Origin of the sequence: Acidovorax sp. LjRoot118, from assembly GCF_964253575.1 — a bacterium.
In the GTDB taxonomy this organism is placed as follows: domain Bacteria; phylum Pseudomonadota; class Gammaproteobacteria; order Burkholderiales; family Burkholderiaceae_C; genus Acidovorax.
In genome coordinates this window covers 3,477,709-3,494,667 of the sequence record NZ_CAXURB020000001.1, presented here as the reverse complement: position 1 = coordinate 3,494,667, position 16,959 = coordinate 3,477,709, and the positions used below count along the sequence as shown (strand labels likewise).

General features: G+C 64.8%; 22 protein-coding genes. 10 read left to right on the top strand and 12 right to left on the bottom strand.

Going from position 1 to position 16,959, the window contains the following annotated elements; all coding sequences use genetic code 11:
• The first annotated feature begins 157 nt into the window (after nt 1-157).
• On the top strand, nt 158-889 hold the full coding sequence (locus ACSQ9E_RS16500) for a DUF6796 family protein (protein WP_436218516.1): 732 nt from the start codon (nt 158-160) through the stop codon (nt 887-889).
• Between the two features lie 97 nt (nt 890-986).
• Complete coding sequence (locus tag ACSQ9E_RS16495) at nt 987-1,460, top strand: tetratricopeptide repeat protein (protein WP_436218515.1); 474 nt, start codon at nt 987-989, stop codon at nt 1,458-1,460.
• Between the two features lie 9 nt (nt 1,461-1,469).
• On the opposite strand, the gene ACSQ9E_RS16490 is transcribed toward ACSQ9E_RS16495, so the two are convergent.
• Together ACSQ9E_RS16490 and ACSQ9E_RS16485 are read right to left on the bottom strand one after the other, a co-directional pair.
• Nucleotides 1,470-2,276, bottom strand: coding sequence for an exodeoxyribonuclease III (locus ACSQ9E_RS16490; RefSeq protein ID WP_436218514.1), 807 nt, complete (start codon nt 2,274-2,276; stop codon nt 1,470-1,472).
• A 53-nt stretch (nt 2,277-2,329) separates the two neighbouring features.
• Nucleotides 2,330-3,283, bottom strand: a complete 954-nt coding sequence (locus ACSQ9E_RS16485) for a Ku protein (protein WP_436218513.1) — start codon at nt 3,281-3,283, stop codon at nt 2,330-2,332.
• A 140-nt stretch (nt 3,284-3,423) separates the two neighbouring features.
• Between ACSQ9E_RS16485 and ACSQ9E_RS16480 the strand changes: the two genes are divergently transcribed.
• Together ACSQ9E_RS16480 and ACSQ9E_RS16475 are read left to right on the top strand one after the other, a co-directional pair.
• Entirely contained in the window at nt 3,424-3,762 is a 339-nt protein-coding gene (locus ACSQ9E_RS16480) for a hypothetical protein (protein ID WP_057269268.1), read from the top strand.
• A 171-nt stretch (nt 3,763-3,933) separates the two neighbouring features.
• Nucleotides 3,934-4,320, top strand: coding sequence for a hypothetical protein (locus tag ACSQ9E_RS16475; RefSeq protein ID WP_436218512.1), 387 nt, complete (start codon nt 3,934-3,936; stop codon nt 4,318-4,320).
• A gap of 146 nt (nt 4,321-4,466) precedes the next feature.
• Here the strand turns inward: ACSQ9E_RS16475 and ACSQ9E_RS16470 are convergent, their stop codons facing one another.
• Nucleotides 4,467-4,910, bottom strand: coding sequence for a VOC family protein (locus ACSQ9E_RS16470; protein ID WP_436218511.1), 444 nt, complete (start codon nt 4,908-4,910; stop codon nt 4,467-4,469).
• A gap of 530 nt (nt 4,911-5,440) precedes the next feature.
• On the opposite strand from ACSQ9E_RS16470, the gene ACSQ9E_RS16465 reads away from it, so the two are divergent.
• Together ACSQ9E_RS16465 and ACSQ9E_RS16460 are read left to right on the top strand one after the other, a co-directional pair.
• Complete coding sequence (locus ACSQ9E_RS16465; RefSeq protein WP_428001389.1) at nt 5,441-5,869, top strand: hypothetical protein; 429 nt, start codon at nt 5,441-5,443, stop codon at nt 5,867-5,869.
• A gap of 541 nt (nt 5,870-6,410) precedes the next feature.
• Nucleotides 6,411-6,620: a DUF1010 domain-containing protein gene (locus ACSQ9E_RS16460; protein WP_162262282.1), complete on the top strand. Its 210-nt coding sequence runs from the start codon at nt 6,411-6,413 to the stop codon at nt 6,618-6,620.
• Between the two features lie 86 nt (nt 6,621-6,706).
• Here the strand turns inward: ACSQ9E_RS16460 and ACSQ9E_RS16455 are convergent, their stop codons facing one another.
• From ACSQ9E_RS16455 to ACSQ9E_RS16430, 6 genes are all read right to left on the bottom strand, one after another.
• Nucleotides 6,707-7,099 (bottom strand): hypothetical protein, encoded by a 393-nt coding sequence (locus tag ACSQ9E_RS16455; RefSeq protein WP_436218510.1) that lies wholly within the window; start codon nt 7,097-7,099, stop codon nt 6,707-6,709.
• A 427-nt stretch (nt 7,100-7,526) separates the two neighbouring features.
• On the bottom strand, nt 7,527-8,003 hold the full coding sequence (locus ACSQ9E_RS16450) for a hypothetical protein (RefSeq protein ID WP_436218509.1): 477 nt from the start codon (nt 8,001-8,003) through the stop codon (nt 7,527-7,529).
• 110 nt (nt 8,004-8,113) lie between these two features.
• Nucleotides 8,114-8,263, bottom strand: a complete 150-nt coding sequence (locus tag ACSQ9E_RS16445) for a hypothetical protein (RefSeq protein WP_436218508.1) — start codon at nt 8,261-8,263, stop codon at nt 8,114-8,116.
• 415 nt (nt 8,264-8,678) lie between these two features.
• Nucleotides 8,679-9,491 carry a helix-turn-helix domain-containing protein gene (locus ACSQ9E_RS16440; protein ID WP_436218507.1) on the bottom strand — a complete coding sequence of 271 codons (813 nt, stop codon included), beginning with the start codon at nt 9,489-9,491 and terminating at the stop codon, nt 8,679-8,681.
• Nucleotides 9,492-9,545: 54 nt separating this feature from the next.
• Nucleotides 9,546-9,914: a hypothetical protein gene (locus ACSQ9E_RS16435; protein ID WP_057200856.1), complete on the bottom strand. Its 369-nt coding sequence runs from the start codon at nt 9,912-9,914 to the stop codon at nt 9,546-9,548.
• A 25-nt stretch (nt 9,915-9,939) separates the two neighbouring features.
• Nucleotides 9,940-10,221 (bottom strand): hypothetical protein, encoded by a 282-nt coding sequence (locus tag ACSQ9E_RS16430; RefSeq protein ID WP_057200855.1) that lies wholly within the window; start codon nt 10,219-10,221, stop codon nt 9,940-9,942.
• 235 nt (nt 10,222-10,456) lie between these two features.
• On the opposite strand from ACSQ9E_RS16430, the gene ACSQ9E_RS16425 reads away from it, so the two are divergent.
• The 3 genes from ACSQ9E_RS16425 (at nt 10,457) to ACSQ9E_RS16415 (ending at nt 12,516) form a co-directional block, all read left to right on the top strand.
• Nucleotides 10,457-10,792, top strand: coding sequence for a DUF1330 domain-containing protein (locus ACSQ9E_RS16425; RefSeq protein WP_436218506.1), 336 nt, complete (start codon nt 10,457-10,459; stop codon nt 10,790-10,792).
• A gap of 100 nt (nt 10,793-10,892) precedes the next feature.
• Nucleotides 10,893-12,233, top strand: coding sequence for a type II toxin-antitoxin system HipA family toxin (locus tag ACSQ9E_RS16420; protein ID WP_436218505.1), 1,341 nt, complete (start codon nt 10,893-10,895; stop codon nt 12,231-12,233).
• Nucleotides 12,226-12,516, top strand: coding sequence for a helix-turn-helix domain-containing protein (locus ACSQ9E_RS16415; RefSeq protein WP_057200852.1), 291 nt, complete (start codon nt 12,226-12,228; stop codon nt 12,514-12,516). Before ACSQ9E_RS16420 ends, ACSQ9E_RS16415 begins: the two co-directional genes overlap by 8 nt.
• A 30-nt stretch (nt 12,517-12,546) precedes the next feature.
• Here the strand turns inward: ACSQ9E_RS16415 and ACSQ9E_RS16410 are convergent, their stop codons facing one another.
• Nucleotides 12,547-12,738 (bottom strand): hypothetical protein, encoded by a 192-nt coding sequence (locus ACSQ9E_RS16410; protein WP_436218504.1) that lies wholly within the window; start codon nt 12,736-12,738, stop codon nt 12,547-12,549.
• A gap of 751 nt (nt 12,739-13,489) precedes the next feature.
• Here ACSQ9E_RS16410 and ACSQ9E_RS16405 point away from each other — a divergent pair.
• Nucleotides 13,490-13,948 (top strand): hypothetical protein, encoded by a 459-nt coding sequence (locus ACSQ9E_RS16405; RefSeq protein WP_436218503.1) that lies wholly within the window; start codon nt 13,490-13,492, stop codon nt 13,946-13,948.
• Between the two features lies 1 nt (nt 13,949).
• Here ACSQ9E_RS16405 and mnmH read toward each other — a convergent pair whose 3' ends face one another.
• Together mnmH and selD are read right to left on the bottom strand one after the other, a co-directional pair.
• Nucleotides 13,950-15,068, bottom strand: coding sequence for a tRNA 2-selenouridine(34) synthase MnmH (mnmH, locus tag ACSQ9E_RS16400; RefSeq protein WP_436218502.1), 1,119 nt, complete (start codon nt 15,066-15,068; stop codon nt 13,950-13,952).
• On the bottom strand, nt 15,065-16,150 hold the full coding sequence (selD, locus tag ACSQ9E_RS16395; protein ID WP_436218501.1) for a selenide, water dikinase SelD: 1,086 nt from the start codon (nt 16,148-16,150) through the stop codon (nt 15,065-15,067). The genes mnmH and selD overlap by 4 nt, the downstream gene beginning before the upstream one ends.
• Between the last annotated feature and the right edge of the window lie 809 nt (nt 16,151-16,959).

Below are 16,959 nucleotides of genomic sequence, written 5' to 3'. Positions count from 1 at the left end.
TGTGGCGCTATTTTGCTATGACTGGGCGGGCCTGCAGCGCGTTGGCGTGCGGTTTTGGGGGGCTTCACCCAAATGCCGCTTACAGTGGCGCCGATCCGCTGTCCGGAAATTCATCGCTTCACGACAAACACCGTCGCACCAAGGAAGGCGTTACCGCATGAGCAAGCACCCCAACGATCCGGTCCAGCCCCCACGCAGGCGGCCGGCCGTCGGCATGGGCATTCTGGGTGCGCTGCTGCTGTTTGCGGGCGACATGCTGCTGCTGGGCCACTGGGGGGCCGCCGCTGATTTCCGCGCCGGGATGCTGGAACTGGTCCGCTCGGCGCCGGTGGAACGCATCTGGGCCGGCGGCCTGCTCGGGCCCGTGGCGGGGGCCTTGCTGGTGGCGGGCTTCTGGCAGGTGTGCCAGGGGGTGAAGGTGCCGGCAGGGTGGGCGGCGCGCGCCATGTTCGGCCTGTTCCTGCTGTTTGCGGTGGGACTGGCGGCCATCCATTCCGTGTGGGCAGTGTTCGAGCTGCTCATCCGTTCGTGCGTGGATGGCGCGGCCGGCGGGGCTCCCGCGGCATGCCAGGCGCAGGCAGACGCCGTGCAGGCCTACATGCGGGTGTCGCTGCTGGGCCTGGCCGTGCCTGGGGCCGTGGGCTCGGTGATCCTGGCCGTGCTGGTGCTGCGCGGGCGCACGCAGTGGCCGCGCTGGGCGGTGCTGGCCAATCCGCTGCTTCTGGTTGCGTTGCTGTTGCCGGCGTTTGCCGCGGCGCCTGCGCCCATCGGGGCGGTGCTGCTGGGCGGCTCGGCAAGCATTTTGCTGCTGGTGTTTTTCGTGGTGGCCCAAGGCAGTGCCAGGGGCGTGCGCGGTGAACCAGCCGGCGTGCTTGCCGGGGTGCCATGAAAGCCGGGCATGATGGCTGGATTGCCGGGGCCACCGCGCCGGCCACGGGCCTGGATTCTCCGGTTTCTTTTTCTTCACTTCACAGGAAGGCAAGGCAATGTCCGATGCAGAGCACAACCCCTACGAAGACGCCACCGCGGCCTATGACCGGGGGCACCTGAACAAGGCTTTTACGGGCTTTCTGGCGGGGGCGCAGGCGGGTGATGTGGACTGCATGGCCATGGTGGCGGTGATGTATGGCGCGGGCGAGGGGGTGCGGATCGACTTGCACCAGTCCATCGAATGGGACCAGAAGGCCATTGCGGCGGGCAGCGAGCTGGCGTTTCTGAACATCGCCATCACCTACCGCTGCGTGGGCGACCTGGTGAATGCCAGGCACTGGTTCGAGCGTGCGCTGGACTGCGGAGACGGCGAGGCCGCGCTGCATCTGGCCAAGCTCTACATGGTCAGCGACAAGGAAAGCGAGACGGTGCGCAAGTACCTGAACGTCGCCATCGACAGCACGAACGCCTTCGACGACACCAGGCAGGAAGCGCGGGACCTGCTGGCGCGGGGCGTGCAGCGCGACTGACGGTCTGGTTCAGCCGCCAGGGTTGCTCTTCATGCTCGCCCGCTTGCGGGCCTGCGCCAGTTCGGCCCACACGGGCGCATGGTCGCTGGGGTTGTCGTGGCCGCGCTCCGCACGGTCCACGCCGGCGGCCAGTACCTTCAGCCGCTGGCCGACCAGGATGTGGTCGATGCGCAGCCCGGCATCGCGTTCCCAGCGTTTGCGCCGGTAGTCCCAGAAGGTGAATGGTGGCCTCTGGGGGTGTGCCTGGGCCAGGGCATCGGTCCAGCCCTGGGCCTGCAGCTGTGCCCAGGCCTGCCGGGGCCCGGGTTGCAGCAGGGCGTTGTCGCGCCAGGTGTCGGGCTTGTAGATATCGGCGTCGGTGGGCACCACGTTCCAGTCGCCCAGCAGCACCACCGGGTGGCCTGTGGCCCAGAGTTCTGCAGCGCGCTGCTGCAGGCGCGAGAACCAGCGCATCTTGTACTCGAACTTGGGGCCGGGCCAGGGGTTGCCGTTGGGCAGGTACAGACAAGCAAACAGCACGCCCTCTATAGCGGCCTCGACGTAGCGGGCTTCTTTGTCTGCTGGGTCACCGGGCAGCGTGGTGGCCACCGGCAAGGGCTCGGCGCCGCGTGCCAGTAGGGCCACGCCGTTCCAGGTGCGCTGGCCCACTGATACCGCGCCGTAGCCTGCGGCCTGCAGAGCATCGGTGGGGAACTGGGCGGTGGTGCACTTGAGCTCCTGCAGCGCCACCACGTCGGGCTGCGTGCGCTGAAGCCAGTCCACGAGCTGGGGCAGCCGCTTGTGGATGTTGTTGACGTTCCAGGTGGCGACCCGCATGGCATCACGGTGCGGGCATGGCGTCGGTTGCCGTGCTCACCGGTCCTCTCTTTTCACGCGGCCTTGCGGTGTGGAGTGGTCGTGCCGGTCTTCCTGGCTGGCGCGGCTTTGGCGGTGGTCTTTTTGGCGGGGGCCTTGGTCTTGGGGGCCGACTTCGCATCTGCGCGGCCCTTGTGGCCCAGGCTGCGCTTGAGCAGGGCGGTCAGGTCGATCACATCGCCGCTGGCCTGCGGTGCTTCCTCTTCGGGTTCGAGCACGGTCTGGGCCTTGCCTGCCTTGGCTTTTTTCTCCACCAGCTTCATCACCTGCCGGCGAAACTCGTCCTTGAAGTCGCCGGGGTTCCAGGGGCCCGACATTTCCTGGACCAGCTGCGTGGCCATCTTGAGCTCGGCCGCGCTCACGCTCTTCTTGCCAGCAGGCGGCAGCTTGAGCGAGTCGAGCGTCTTGACTTCGTCGCCCCAGCGCAGCAGGTTGAGCACCAGGGCCGGGCCCGAGGGCACCAGCGCCGCCAGGTGCTGCTTGGTGGCGATGACGACGCGCGCCAGCCCGATCTTGCCGGTGGCGATGAGGGTTTCGCGCAGCAGTGCGTAGACCTTGTCGCTCTTGTCTGTCGGGGCGACGAAGTAGGGCCGCTCAAGGAAGATGAAGGGCATCTCGGCGGCATCGATGAAGCGCTCGATGGCGATGGTCTGCGTGGTCTTGGGGAAGACTGCCTCGATCTCCTCGGGGCTGATGACCACGTACTTGCCTTCGCCATACGCCACGCCCTTGACGATGTGGTCGCGGTCGATCTCCTTGCCCGTGCGCTTGTTCACGCGCTTGTAGCCCACGGGGTCCATGGTGCGCTTGTCCAGCCAGTCGAAATCAACGCCCTCAGCGGTGGCTGCCGTGTGCAGGCCCACGGGGATGTGCACCAGGCCGAAAGTGATGGCGCCCTTCCACAGGGTACGGCTGCCGCCTGAAGACGCTGTTGCGGCTGCTGCCTTGGATGCTGCTGCTTTGGCCATGATGGCTACTCCCCCACGGGAACCCCGGGTGGCAGAAGTCTGGCGCGCTGCGCTGGTGCGAGCTGTAGGCGGGCGCTCACGCAGTGGGTAGGCATTCGGGCAACTGCCGCGTGTGCCGCATTCACCTATGCTGGAGCCCTATGCCCGCCACCACGCTTCGCCCCATCGCAGTGCACGTGCAAGAGGCTGTGCCAAGCCGGTTTCACTGGGTGCTGACCGAGCGCGGCAGCGGCAACGGCTGGGCAGAGATCCAGCGCGCGCCCGCGCCCGCCGCCACTTACCGGCAGGCCATGGCCGACGGGCTGCTGGCACTGCAGGCATTGATTGACGACCTGGACATCGGCCCGCGCAGCGCCGCCGTGCAAGCCCCTGGCCCGCATGGGCTGCCCAGGCGGCATGCTCGCCAGGCTTCATCGGATGCCGCCCCTGCACCCCTGCCCGCCAAGCGCTCGCTGTTCGGATTCGGCCCCGCGAGGTGACATGCGGTGGCTCTTTGTAGGCCGCTTGGCGCAGGCCAACATCCGGTGAGAAAAAACCTGGTGCGGCGCAAATGGGACGCGCCAACGGCACGCAGTCCTACTGCTGGGTATTTTTGTGACTACGTAGTATGAGTGACGGCAATTTGACCGTTATTCACCGGAGACAATTCCATGTCGAACCCATCCACACCACGCACCCTCCCGTCCCTGCGCCACCTGGTGGCCGTGCCCTTGATCGCAGTGGCCGCGCTGGGGCTCACCGCCTGCGACACCATGAAATCCAGCGGCTCCAAGTCTTCGTCATCGCAGATGAGCAGCCCGCAGGCGAGTGGCACCAATTCGGGCGCCATGGGTGGCTCGACCACCAATTCCAGCAGCCCCGGCAGCTCGACCGGGATGAGCGGCACGGCGCCCTCTTCGAGCGGTAGCGGCACCGGCAACTCGGGCACCGGCAACTCGGGCACCGGCACCGCCGGCGGCACTGGCAGCTCGGGTGGCACCGGCGGCGCCGGCCCTGGCGCTGCGGGGGCCCCTGGCGGCAGTGGCGGCTCGCGTTGATGGTTTTTTTGACGCCGTGAAATGGGCGCCCCGCCAGGGCCCCAGGAGGCTATTGCCACCTGGGGCTTTTTCATGCCCTATCGAAACCCGTACCTGCGCCCATCCCCGCCGCATGCCTGTGCTGCACCCGGCATGCCCGTGGGGCATCAGCCGCCGTTCATCAACGCGTTGTAGCGGCGCTGCATCTCCTCGGGCGTCACTTTCTCGATCGAATGGCCGATATTCCAGCGGTGGCCGAAGGGGTCGCGCACGACGCCCGAGCGCTCGCCGTAGAACGCGTCCTGCGCGGGCCGATCCAGCGTGGCGCCGAGGGCAAGGGCTCGGGCGATCACCGCGTCCGCATCGTCCACGTGGATGTGCAGCGACACGCTGGTGGGCGCGCCGGCCTTGGGGCCATGGATGCCGCACTCGGGGTACTCGTCGCTGACCATCAGCGTGCTGCCGCCGAAGTCCAGTTCCGCATGGCCCAGCCGGCCGGTGGGGGGCTCGGTCAGGCGGAACAGCTCGCGCGCGCCAAAGGCTTCTTCGTAGAAGCGGATCGCCGCCGCGCCATCGGCGACGTGCAGGTAGGGAAAGAGTTCGTGGACCATGTCGTGCATCTCCTTTGGTTGCAAGTTCAGCACCACTGTAGGCAAGGCGGGCAGGGATGTCTTGAAGGAAATTGACCCTGGACCGGGTTCTTGGCTGCGTACTTCGGCACCGTGGACACAGAAAGAAGCCGGCACCGTGAGCAGAGGCGCAAATGGCCGGCCGAACCTTGCTGAAGAACATTTGCGGGCGTGGGCTAGACTTTGGGTATCGGCCAGGAGCAGCCGTTCAGACGTTAGAAGGAATCTCGTCAGGAGCAGACACTGATCTGCCCCAATGGACCAAGCCAAATCACGTACATTGATGAACTCTGCCGCAAGAGGTGGAGGTCGGCATCGACGATGCGTATTCATTCTTCGCTCCAAAACCCAAGTCAAAACTAACAGCACAAACTTCAATACTCATGAAAAAAAATACTTCCTTTCTCGGCCGCGCACTAGCAGTTATTGGATGCTTGGTCGTACTCTCTGGTTGTGCATCGATGTCGACTACCAAGTCTGAGCCCATCGCAAACGGATCCAAAATCTTGATCATGCCTTCACGCGACGTTGTACAAGGGGGGAAAGCCCATGCGCAAGGAGCAGGAAGTGGTAAAAATCTTCAAGTGGCAGTGCACCGCGAACTCAGTACCCTGTCTACATTCAAGGCGACACCCTTCGAAGCGAATGCAAAACTCAATCACTCTGCGAGCATCGTTAAATCAGACGCCCTGGAAGCGGGCAAGAGCGCTGCGGCCGATTACGTGCTCATCCTGGACCTCGGTGAATTCAGAAACGCTGCGCCAATGACTTTTCGATCTGACTTCGTGACACTCCAAAATGGTTCACTCTTGCGCGTGAGCGATGGCAAGGAAACGTGGGTTTTGAATAGCCCAATAGTCTTGGAAAAATCCAACCTGGGAAATCATTTGGTTTTGATTGACAACCTCGCCAAATTGGTGGCCGAGTCTATCCTTCGGTAGTAGCCCACGGTGCTTTGCGCTGTTCAATTTCAATTTTTTGTCCGACGATGCACAGCACAGCACAGCACAGCGCTAGCTGCATATCGCTGGCCATAAGAGCCTGTTCAAAGTCTTTTTGCAGCCGCGTTGGGGCGCAATCGGGATGAGTAGATGCTTCGGATGCGCAGCATGGGCTCATGCCCATGCAAGCAGCCGGGGCGTCCAATCGCCCGATTTCGCCCCAACCCTTCGGGCAAGTGCCTTTTCGGGCGGTCTGCGGCGTTGCGGCGCTTGCCGATAGCACGGGCTATCGGCTGCGCACCGCGCCTAGCATCCCATCCCGAAAAGGCACTTGCGCGGCTTCAAAAAGACGTTGAACAGGCTCTTAGAAATCCGGGAATGCGAAATGGGTAGTGGTGCGCACGTTTGAAGGGTTCCCGATAGGCTTGTAGAGCAAGACTGGTCAGAGGGTTTCGCAAAGCTGGGAGTTGCTTTGAGGCAAAATCGAATCAATCACTGCACACCTTCTTGGCAATTCCCCATTCGGGCCTTTGGCGTCCATGTGGCAGGCGCCAGCTGCTATGGTTTTTGCAGCGTTGCGTCGCTTCGGTGGCGCAGTGCTTTTTCGTGGATGGCGCACGTCTTCAAAACATGGCTGTTCGGCGGCTTGGACAACTGTCGACTTCTCCTGTTGCGGAGGGACTGCGCAGGGCGCATTGCCGACTCTCGCCTCATCCCAGAACCAGTCGTTCAATTCGCGCACGGTGAGTGACCGCTTCCCGGTACCAGCGTCCGGCGGCTATGGGCCCAAAGCTGCCCTTCGCTCTTGCCCAAAGCGGTCTTTCCACAACGCAATTTTCAGTGGCGCGAATCTGCCTTTTGGCTACACATTTCGCTGTGAGTTAAAGGCAATGGACTTACGAATGGAATGCCGAGCCTGCGAAAGCCCCATTCGATAGCAGAGAACGATATCCAGACCAAAAAAAAGTAGCCGAACCCACCTAGCACGGTTGTGACCTGAGCCCCAAACCAGGATGTTGGAGCGAGCTGCCCAACTGCAAAACCACCAAGTAGTGCTGCCAGCATGAGGATGATAAATAACCATCCAGCGGCTGTATACCTTACTGAGCTGGCTACAGCAGCTCTGGATTTCTTTGCACGTATTCTGAACCAGATAAAAAAAGGAAGATAGAGCAGCGCCCCGGCCAACGCAGCAATTCCACAGATAACCAATATCGCTATCCAATCCATACTTTTACCAAGTGAATATTTTCTAATCTGCTAAATTTTTTTGTGCTTCGACATGTCAGCTCATGGCCGAGGCTGTGTGAAAACGCGCATTGGTCCCTCGGTCTGACGATCCCCTCAGAAATCGACTGCTTAGAACGGCCTACAACGCACGATCTCGATGCGAGCAATGGTTGAAGTACCCCCACAAAAGTCAGCCATCGACGTTTTCACACAGCCTCGGCCGATACCAGCCATCGTAGCCGAGACTTGCGCCCAAGCCCGTCGCGTAGAGGCCTCATAAACCAGCTGCAGGGATGATTTTATCTTCACGCCGTTGCTGTCGATGTTCGTGCCAAACCAAGCCATGTTGACCTGAACTGCCGAAAATCACCTCACGCCCACCCGACAACTGACGACTCGACGGACCCTCCATCGTGGGTACACCATCTCAGACTAAATTGAAATCTTTTAGTCGCCCAAACCAGTAGTCACCCATAAATTCCTCGGCATCTTTACCAAAGACCTTATCTGCGAAAAATTCTTCTAGATTAAACGCTATGAGCTCAAAATTCGAGGTTTTTGAGTCGAGAGAATAAACGCTTCCATCGCCGCCTTCCATGAAAATGAATCCAGCCGGATCATCTGCAAAGACAATCATATCTTCGGTAACTGCGTAACGTTGAGATTCAATGAGACGCTTCACGCTAGCCACACTCAACCCAGCCCCATAAATTCTAATTATCTCCAAATTCAACCCATCCCATGCAACTAGGATTTGCTTGTGCATTTTCGAGATGGCACGCGGCAGACCATTGTCCAATTCAGCTAGCTGAGTGAAATCAGCGCCATTTTTCGGTATTTCTGAAAGGTCCCGATTCAGAATCCCAGACTGAATTATTTTGTCTATTGTCCTGACAGCTGTCATAATTATGTTTGAGGTGATTTCAGTTCAATGTTTGTGCACTTCACCAATTCTTGCTAACTGATGGGTTTGACGTTACCACGAACGACAGCTTTTGGCCGATAGGAGCCGGACTACTGAAAGATAGCCGCTACAACCGGGGCGATAAGAATGGCGGCAATCACCACTATGACTGCCACAAAACTACGGCTTGGCGTCGCCAATCCAGATTTCTCCTGAAACCCCTGCCAGAGGCGATCCTTATCTTGATTTGGTGTTTTCATGGTGATGCAAAAAATTAATTGCTGGGGTGAGGTGACGAGTGTCCGCTCGGGCCGATAGCGGAAGTCTAGCTGGTTGCGCCAGTGCCCCGTATCACCCAAGAAGGCGATTGGGAGCCTGTCGGACTTGGAAATCGTCGGCTACAAATCGACCGAAGCGGTCCATTTTTCACCGCTTTTTTGCCCATAGCCAGGCTATGGGGCTGCAAATCCGGCAAAAACTGTCCTCGCTGTGGCCGATTTTCGCTTTCGACGCTCCAAGTCCGACAGGCTCCTGGACGAGCCGAACAGATGCTCATGGTCAGCGACCTGGGAATGCACACGAGCGCCGATCTCTTCGTCCAATTCCCGCCATTCCCGCCGTTTCCGCTGTCCAGGTCAACTCGCCCCCACTGTCTAGCAGCGACCGAAATACGCATCAGCCCACGCGCACATGGTTGCGCTGTGCCGGTGCGGCGCGCAGCCAGTCTGTGGGCGTGACGCCGGTGAGGTCGCGGAACTCGCGGGTGAAATGCGCCTGGTCGGCAAAGCCGGCGTCGGCCGCGATGCCGGCGGGCTGCAGGCCCGGGGTCGCCAGCCCGGCCAGTGCCGTCTGCAGCCGCAGCACGCGCGCATGCTGCTTGGGCGCCAGACCCGTGGCCTCGCGGAAGTGAGCAATCAAGTGGCGGTGGCTCAGGCCGCTGGCGGCCACGGCCTGTTGCACCTGCGCGCCGCCGTGCAGGCTGGCCAGCGCGGCCGCCACGGTCGGGTGCAGACCGCGCACGCTGTTGCTGAGGCGCGCGAGCAGCCAGCACTCCAGCACGCGCAGGCAGGCCTCTGGCCCGTGCTGCTCCTGCAGCCTGTGCTGCAAGTCGGTGGCGCTGGCGCCGCACACGTCGGCCAGTGGCGTGTGGCGCTCGGCCAGGTCCTGCGCGCTGGTGCCCAGCAGCGCGCCCGCTGCGCCGGGCGCAAGTTGCACGCCCACCGACCAGCCAGGCGCGCCGGCCTCCTTGGCGTAGTGGCCGAACCTGGCGCCGCCGACCACGGCATCGCCGGGAAAGTAGCCCGCAGTGTCCTGGGGGTCACGGAACAGGTGCAGCGGCGGCCCGCCCCAGCGCAGCGCCAGGTGCATGTGGCCCGTGGGCAGTACGTGTTCGCGCACGGGGCAGACCGATGGCGGCGCCGGTGTGAAGCCGGCCCACAGCAGGCGCACGAAGGGGCGCAGCGGCGCAATGGGGGGTCTTGTGATCATCATGCTCATCGCCGCAGGGGAGCAGGGGCTGCGTTGGTTGGTGCGGGCCTGCGCTCAACACACCACCATGTGCTCCACGCCCGCGTCCACCTGGGTCAGTTCTTCCCGCCACCAGCGCGGATCGTTGACGTCGCGCCAGTGAACATCGGGTGAAAGGCTGCGTGTACTGGGGTGGAACACGTCTGCCAGCGACACGAAGATGCTGCCTGGCTGCGGCCAGTCGGGCTGGTCCACCGCCACCAGCCGGTTGCCTCGGCGCAACTCGGCCAGCAGGCAGGTGCGCAATCCGTCGGGCATGGCGCGCAGCATGGCGATGGCCTGGGCGTTGTGCGTGGGCACCGCCACCGAGACTGCGGCATCTTCCAGCGCGGCGATGGCGGGCTCGGTTCCCGGGAGCCGTGCAAGGGTGCGGGATGCTTTCATGGCCGGGGCGGTCTCGGCGCCTCGGTCAGACCTTCAGCTTGCGGGACTGCAGCGCGGCAGCGTAGTCCGCGACGATGCGGGCAATGGCGCCTTTTTCGTTGGCCTCCAGCGCAGTGCGCTCCTGGAACAGCTTGCTGCGGTCGGCTACCAGGCGCTCCATCTTGGCGGTGTCGGGGTTGGGTCGGTTGCTCTCGTGCTGGATGTCCGCCGCCAGGGCAGCGAGCCAGGCGCTCAGGCAGGCGGTGGCGGCCTGGTGGTGGGTGGTGGGGGTGGTCTGTGCTGTTGGCTCTGGCTGGGCGGCAGTCATCGTCATGGCTCCTGGATGGTCTTGTGGGGCGGCGGGGCAGGGGGTGTCCCCTCTACCACTTGACTGTAACGCGGGATGGTGCAAAAGCCGGGGGCGCAGATGCGCTGTCGTGCAAAACATGACCTCGGACGTAATCGACGCGCAACACGGCCTTTTCTACAGTGGCACCTGACTGCCGGGGCATGGTGCCCGCGGCGCACGGTTCATCCACCCCACCCTTTGATGGAGATCCACCATGTCCGCCTACGCCATCGGCCTGCTCGAAGACCTGCAGTTCGGCCCCGACATCGTTACCTACCTGCAGCGCATCGACGCCACGCTGGCGCCGTTTGGCGGGGAGTTTCTAGTGCACGGCACGCGCCCGGAGTTGAAGGAGGGCAAGTTCGGCGGCGACTGCGTGGTGATCGCCTTCCCCTCCATGGAGCAGGCGCGCGCCTGGTACGGCTCGGACGCCTATGCGCCGCTGATCCCGCTGCGCACGCAGCATTCCCGGTCCACGGTGTTTTTGCTGGAGGGGGTCAAGGAGGTGCCGTACCGGGCGGTGGGGTTGCTCCAGAAGTTGGGGGTGTAGGGCTGTTCAGGGTCCGGTGCCAAAAAATTTCAATTTATAGCTATTCCAATAGCCATAATCAAGCCATTGGCCGAGCAATTTGCCTATCATGATGGGCCATATGGCCTATCCCCAATTCACCACCGTCGAAATCCACCATGCCGGCCAATGGCATGCCGCTGGCGACCTGCGGGTGGTGGACCATGGACATGGTGACTTCACCTACCGTGATGACTATGTGTTCGGCCCAATGCAGTTGCCGGTGTCACTGAAGTTGCCGGTCGGCATTGCGCCTGCGCCGCTGCTGGAGGGACCGCTGGGGCCGCAGCGTGATCTGAGGCTGCCTGCGTTCCTCTACGACATGGTGCCCCAGGGCCGGGGCCGGCGATTTTTGCTGGACACGCTCGGCCTGGCCGATGCGGATGGGCTGGAGGCAGCGCTGCTGCTGCGGGGCGCGTTCAGCCCCATCGGGGCATTGCGCATTGCCTCAGCGGTCACGTTTTACGAGGAAGAGGCCCGCAAGGCCGGCCCGGCGCAGGCGTCCATGGCGCAGGGCTTCGAGCTGGCCGACATGTCTGCCCGGAGCGAGGCGTTTGTGGAGCATCTGGCACTGCACTCCATGCTGGCATCTGGCACCACGGGCGTGCAGGGCGTGGCACCCAAGTTTTTGCTGGCCACGGATGCGCAGGGGCGTTGGTTTGCGGACATGGCCTTGCCCGATTCGCAGGCCCGTGAGCATTGGCTTGCCAAGCTGCCGCGCGGGCGCACGCTGGATGACCTGGCGGTACACCGCAACGAGGCGTCGTACCTGCGCCTGGCGCATGCCTGCGGGATACGCACGAACGAGCCGCCGCAGATGGTCGGCCACATGCTGCTGGTGCGCCGGTTCGACCGCGTGGTGCGGCACAGGCTGCTGCACCGCCTTCACCAGGAGAGCGCGGCCAGCCTGTGCGGCCTGCGCGGTTTCGGGCTGCCGGTGCGCCAGCAGGATCTTGTGGTGGCCATCCGCAGCGTGGTGGACGACCCTGAGCGCGAAACGCTGGAGTTTTTGCGCCGCGACGTGCTCAACCTGGCCATGCGCAACCCCGACAACCATGCGCGCAACACGGCGGTGCAGCGCACGGCCGACGGGCTGGTGCAGTTGACACCGGTGTTCGATTTTTCGCCCATGTTCCTGGACCCGGAGCTGGTGGCGCGAAGCTGCCACTGGCAATCTGCTGCCGGCCAGCGCCTGCCCGATTGGCAGGCGGTGGTCGATGATCTGCCTGTGGACGATGCGGAGCGAGAGCGCATTGCCGCAGCGCTGGTGGCGTTTGCACCTGTGGTGGAGAGGTTGCCGCAACTGGCGATGGATGCGGGGGTGGATGGCGAGGTCATCGAGCAGTGCCGCAAAAGCATCGACCGGCAGGCGCAGCAGCTGTGGGCACTGGCGAGCCGGGGAGAGGCACACCGCCATGGCTGATGCGCGCCTGAAACGTCCTGTCGACCCCGAGACAGCTGCGGCGCGGCGCGAGGAACTGTACCGCATGGTGGCCAGCGGCGAAATCAGCCTGGGCGATGCCGTCGCCCGGATGCGCAGGATCAGCCGGCTCACGCAGGAGGAATTTGCCGCCCACCGCGGCATCAGCGTGCAGGCACTGCGCCAGATCGAACGGGACCATGGCAACCCGACGGTGGAGACCCTGAACAAGGTGGCTGCGGTGTTCAGCCTGCAGGTGGGGTTTGTGCCGCTGCGCAGGCGGTAGGCGGGTGCAGTACGCGGCAATCGGAACCTGTCAGGCCATCGCCCCCTGCCGCACCACCCGCGCCTCCTTGGTCGGCAGATTCACCAGCGCCGCCGCCAGGGCCAGTGCCGCGTCGGCCCACCACATCCAGGTGTACGCCCCGGTGGTTACCACCGTGAGCCCGCCCAGCCAGGCGCCGAAGAAGCCGCCGACGCATCCGACACTGCGGCTGCCGATTGCCAAGGGGTACTACCTGGTGCACCGGCGGGGTGTGGAGTTGCGGCCAGCGGCGGGGGCGTTGAAGGAGTGGTTGGCGTGTACGGCGAAGGCGGAGCGGGCGTGGTCGGCGGGGTTGAGGGCGGTGTGGCGTGTGGTGAGATATGCCAACGTTCTTTTGCTTGCACGCCCTTCTTCGGTATACAAGTCCAAGACTGCTGCAAAGCGGCGGCGACCTGGTTGTTGAGATTGGCTCCCGTGGTTGCTGCGTGCCTGTGTTTAGGGGCGGAGGCCGGGATGTGCGCCCGGCGGCGCAGTAACTTTCTCTTGGGCCGCCAAGAGAAAGTCACCAAAGAGAAGGCGGCCCCCAGTCTGCGTCCCCCTTTCGCCCTGTCGGGCGAACGGGGGCAACCTGCGATGCTCGGTCCTGGGGTGGTGCCGCAGAACTCACTGCGTTCTCCCTTCGGGTGAACTCCGTTCAAACAGCTGCGGCAAGCTAGAGGACGAAGTGCGTGTGTCCTTCGGCACACGCACCCACCCCAGGCCCTGCGCTTCTCGGCGCAGCCAGCAGGGGTGGGGAGCGGGTACCGCACGGCTGCTGCTTCGCAGCTGCGCCGGGGGGCGGTTACGCGCGCTGTGCGCGCTGCCGACAGGTGGGGCGCTATCGCTGTGCCCGGGCCCAGCGCGGCGAGGCAGTTGGGGTGCCTGCTTGGCGATTCGGTTGGCACTGTGGATGATGGCGCCTTGGCCGCCTCGCGTGGAAAAACGGAACACCGCCATGAACGAAGAGCTCACCGCACTGGCCCGGTCCCTGGACCTGGCGCATGAATCCAATGCGCAACTGCGCTATGCCTTCGGCTTGGCCTGTGTGGAACGGGTGCGGCATCTGCTGGAGGATGCGCGCGCGGTGGCGGCGCTGGACCGCCTGGGGGCCTATGTGGCGGGCGCGCTGGACGTTGCCGGGCTGCAGGCAGCCTGCGGCGAGGTGGAGCGGGTCGCTAGAAGCCACCCGGGATCGAAGTCGATCGACGGCACGGCGCATGCGGCCGTGTCGGCGACGAATGCGGTGGCGCATGCGCTGGCCGGGCGTGCGCTGGATGCTGCCAGCTACGCGGCCTATGCCTCGGTGTATGCCTATGGCGGCGCGGCGGTGATGGACCGGTCCGCCTTTGGTGATGAGTTCGGGTGGCAGGTGCAGGCGTTCACGCGGCTGGCGGGGCTGCGCTCGGCGGCGTAGTTCAGGGGGACGCTGGCGCTCTCTGGGCCCCTTGCGGTGCTTGCCCTGCCTGTTCTTCTGCGCCGCGGCCTTCGTCGTTGCGCAAGCCTGCAATGCTGTGCGCCAGCGCCTCGATACCGGGCGGCGACAGATCCGCCGCCTCCACCACCTGCCGCTGCTCCCACGCGCGGAAGTACGAGCGGTGCGAGCGCGCGTACGAGGGGTCGTAGTGCCGGGTGGCCAGGGCCTCGAACAGCTGGGGCAGCTGGCGCGCGATGGCCATGGCCTGCCAGGCGGCTATGGTCTCGTTGCCGTGCAGGGGTTTCAGGGGGGCCAACTGGTCGGCCAGCCACTGGGGGCGGTCGCCCAGGTAGTCGTAGTCGCGCAGCAGGTATTCCACGCGCGCGGCGGTGCTGGCGCGCAACTCGATGCAGGGGCTGGCGCGCATGCGCTCGGCCAGCGGCGTGGGCAGTGTGAGGCGGCCGATGCGGCGGCCTTCGCCTTCGATGTACAGGGGGCGGGCCGGGTCCAGGTGTTCGAGCACGCTGGCGATGGCGGTTTCGAAGGCGGTTTGCGAGGGCTGGGCCACGTCGGGCAGGGCGCCAAGCAGCGAGCCCTTGTGCCGGGCCAGGGCCTCCAGGTCCAGCACCTGATGGCCCTGGGCGGCCAGGGCGTGCAGCAGCCGGGTCTTGGCGGTGCCGGTGGCGCCGCACAGCACCACCAGGGGCAGGGCGGGGGCGCGCTGCTCGATGGTGTCGATGACGTGGCGGCGCCAGGCCTTGTAGCCGCCGGCCAGTTGCTGGGCGTCCCAGCCGACCATGCGCAGCCAGGTGGTCATGGAGCCGCTGCGCAGGCCGCCGCGCCAGCAGTAGACCAGGGGCTTCCAGCCCGGGGGGCGGTCGGCCAGGGGGCCCTGCAGGTGGCGCGCCAGGTTGGCGGCCACCATGGCGCCGCCCACCCGCCGCGCCTCGAAGGCGCCGACCTGCTTGTACAGGGTGCCGACGATGCGCCGCTCTTCGTTGTCGAGCACGGGCAGGTTGATGGCGCCGGGGATGTGGTCGATGGCGTATTCGGCCGGGCTGCGCGCGTCGATCAGGGTGTCGAAGGCGTGCCGGTCGTGCACGCGCGTGGGCTCTTTCATGGCGCCACCGTGAGGCCGGCGGGGCTGCCTGTTGCGTCGCCCTCCTGCATGCGCCCCACCACGGCGGCATCGGCAAAGCCCTGATCGCGGAAGGTGCGCAGCACGGCATCGACCGCCTGCGGCGCGCAGCTGACCAGCAGGCCGCCGCTGGTCTGCGGGTCGGTGAGCAACGCCTGGGCGGTGGGGGGCAGGCCATCGGCCAGCGTGACCTCGGCGCCATAGCCCTCCCAGTTGCGGCGTGATGCGCCGGTGACGATGCCCTGCGCAGCCCAGTCGGCCACGCCATCGAGCAGCGGCAGGCAGTGCCAGTCGAGCACGGCGCGCAGGCCGGCGCCGCGCGCCATCTCCAGCGTGTGGCCGGCGATGCCGAAGCCGGTGACGTCGGTGAGGGCGTGCACGCCGTCGAGTTCGGCCAGTGCGATACCGGGGGTATTCAGGCGCGTGGTGGTCTCCACCAGGCGGGCGTAGCCGGCGTCGTCGAGCAGGCCTTTCTTCAGCGCGGCGGAGAGCACGCCCACGCCCAGCGGCTTGCCCAGCACCAGCACGTCGCCAGCGCGCGCATCGCGGTTGCGGCGAACGCGCGAGGGGTGCACCAGGCCCATCACGACCAGGCCGTAGATGGGCTCGACCGAGTCGATGGTGTGCCCGCCGGCAATAGGTATGCCCGCCGCGCGGCACACGGCCTGGCCGCCTGCAAGCACGCGGCCGATGACCTCCACCGGCAGCTGGTTGACCGGCATGGCCACGATGGCCAGCGCCATGATGGGGCGCCCGCCCATGGCATACACATCGCTGATGGCATTGGTGGCCGCGATGCGCCCGAAGTCGAACGGGTCGTCGACGATGGGCATGAAGAAGTCGGTGGTGGCGATGAGGGCCTGCTCGTCGTTGAGCTGGTAGACGGCGGCGTCGTCGGCGGTTTCTATGCCTACCAGCAGTTCTTTGGGGAGCAGGTTGGCGAGGCCTGCGCCGCTGCTGTTTCTCAGGATTTCGGAGAGGACGCCGGGGGCGATCTTGCAGCCGCAGCCGCCGCCGTGGGAGAACTGGGTGAGGCGGATGGGGGTGGGGCTTGGCGTGGTCATGGAGAGAGAATGCGTTTGGCGGCTGGTGCTGCTCGGGTCACACATTGTGCTGTGTTGCTGGCTGCTGCTGCTGCTGCCTGGTGTCTGTGGTTGCTTCTGTTCTTTTGCCGAGGGTGGAGGCCGGGGTGTGCGCCCGGCGGCGCACCTACTTTCTTTTGCTTCGCCAAAAGAAAGTAGGCAAAGAAAAGGCGACCCCCAGTCTGCGTCCCCCGTTCGCCCTGGTGGGCGAACGGGGGCAGCCTGCGATGCTCGGAGCTGGGGTGGTGCCGATGAACTCGCTGCGTTCTTCGAACTCCGCTCAGACAGCATCGGCAAGCCAGATGACGAAGCGTGTGTGTCCTTCGGCACACACGCCCACCCCAGCTCCTGCGCTTCTCGGCGCAGCCAGCAGGGGTGGGGAGCGGGTACCACACGGCTGCTGCTGCGCAGCGGCGCCTGGTGTCGGTGACGCGCGCTGTGCGCGCTGCCGACGCGCTGAGCGCGATCGCCCCGCCCAGGCCAAGCGCAGCGACGGCGCACCGGGCCGAGCGAAGCAATGGCCCGAGTGGAGCCCGCTCCCACCCCCTTCTGACCGTGCCAAGAAGCGCAGGGCCTGGGGTGAGCGCGTGCCGAAGGACACGCGCATCGTTGTCTGGCTCGCCGAAGCTGTTTGACCGGAGCTGCCTCGCAGAGGCAGCGCAGGGAGTTCTTCGGCGCACCCCAGGAGCGAGCATCGCAGGCTGCCCCCTCGTACGCAGTGCGAGGGGGACACGGGCAGCGGGGTCGCCTTCTCTTTGGTGACTTTCTCTTGGCGACGCAAGAGAAAGTTA

Bases quoted from the DNA above. Each gene is read 5' to 3' on its own strand.
- ACSQ9E_RS16430 (WP_057200855.1), bottom strand. From the start codon at position 10,221: ATGACTGCCGCCCAGCCAGAGCCAACAGCACAGACCACCCCCACCACC.
- ACSQ9E_RS16490 (WP_436218514.1), bottom strand. From the start codon at position 2,276: ATGCGGGTCGCCACCTGGAACGTCAACAACATCCACAAGCGGCTGCCC.
- ACSQ9E_RS16405 (WP_436218503.1), top strand. From the start codon at position 13,490: ATGAACGAAGAGCTCACCGCACTGGCCCGGTCCCTGGACCTGGCGCAT.
- ACSQ9E_RS16475 (WP_436218512.1), top strand. From the start codon at position 3,934: ATGTCGAACCCATCCACACCACGCACCCTCCCGTCCCTGCGCCACCTG.
- ACSQ9E_RS16470 (WP_436218511.1), bottom strand. From the start codon at position 4,910: ATGGTCCACGAACTCTTTCCCTACCTGCACGTCGCCGATGGCGCGGCG.
- ACSQ9E_RS16465 (WP_428001389.1), top strand. From the start codon at position 5,441: ATGCCTTCACGCGACGTTGTACAAGGGGGGAAAGCCCATGCGCAAGGA.
- ACSQ9E_RS16485 (WP_436218513.1), bottom strand. From the start codon at position 3,283: ATGGCCAAAGCAGCAGCATCCAAGGCAGCAGCCGCAACAGCGTCTTCA.
- ACSQ9E_RS16500 (WP_436218516.1), top strand. From the start codon at position 158: ATGAGCAAGCACCCCAACGATCCGGTCCAGCCCCCACGCAGGCGGCCG.
- ACSQ9E_RS16435 (WP_057200856.1), bottom strand. From the start codon at position 9,914: ATGAAAGCATCCCGCACCCTTGCACGGCTCCCGGGAACCGAGCCCGCC.
- ACSQ9E_RS16495 (WP_436218515.1), top strand. From the start codon at position 987: ATGTCCGATGCAGAGCACAACCCCTACGAAGACGCCACCGCGGCCTAT.
- ACSQ9E_RS16445 (WP_436218508.1), bottom strand. From the start codon at position 8,263: ATGAAAACACCAAATCAAGATAAGGATCGCCTCTGGCAGGGGTTTCAG.
- mnmH (WP_436218502.1), bottom strand. From the start codon at position 15,068: ATGAAAGAGCCCACGCGCGTGCACGACCGGCACGCCTTCGACACCCTG.
- selD (WP_436218501.1), bottom strand. From the start codon at position 16,150: ATGACCACGCCAAGCCCCACCCCCATCCGCCTCACCCAGTTCTCCCAC.
- ACSQ9E_RS16450 (WP_436218509.1), bottom strand. From the start codon at position 8,003: ATGACAGCTGTCAGGACAATAGACAAAATAATTCAGTCTGGGATTCTG.
- ACSQ9E_RS16440 (WP_436218507.1), bottom strand. From the start codon at position 9,491: ATGATCACAAGACCCCCCATTGCGCCGCTGCGCCCCTTCGTGCGCCTG.
- ACSQ9E_RS16480 (WP_057269268.1), top strand. From the start codon at position 3,424: ATGCCCGCCACCACGCTTCGCCCCATCGCAGTGCACGTGCAAGAGGCT.
- ACSQ9E_RS16415 (WP_057200852.1), top strand. From the start codon at position 12,226: ATGGCTGATGCGCGCCTGAAACGTCCTGTCGACCCCGAGACAGCTGCG.
- ACSQ9E_RS16420 (WP_436218505.1), top strand. From the start codon at position 10,893: ATGGCCTATCCCCAATTCACCACCGTCGAAATCCACCATGCCGGCCAA.
- ACSQ9E_RS16455 (WP_436218510.1), bottom strand. From the start codon at position 7,099: ATGGATTGGATAGCGATATTGGTTATCTGTGGAATTGCTGCGTTGGCC.
- ACSQ9E_RS16425 (WP_436218506.1), top strand. From the start codon at position 10,457: ATGTCCGCCTACGCCATCGGCCTGCTCGAAGACCTGCAGTTCGGCCCC.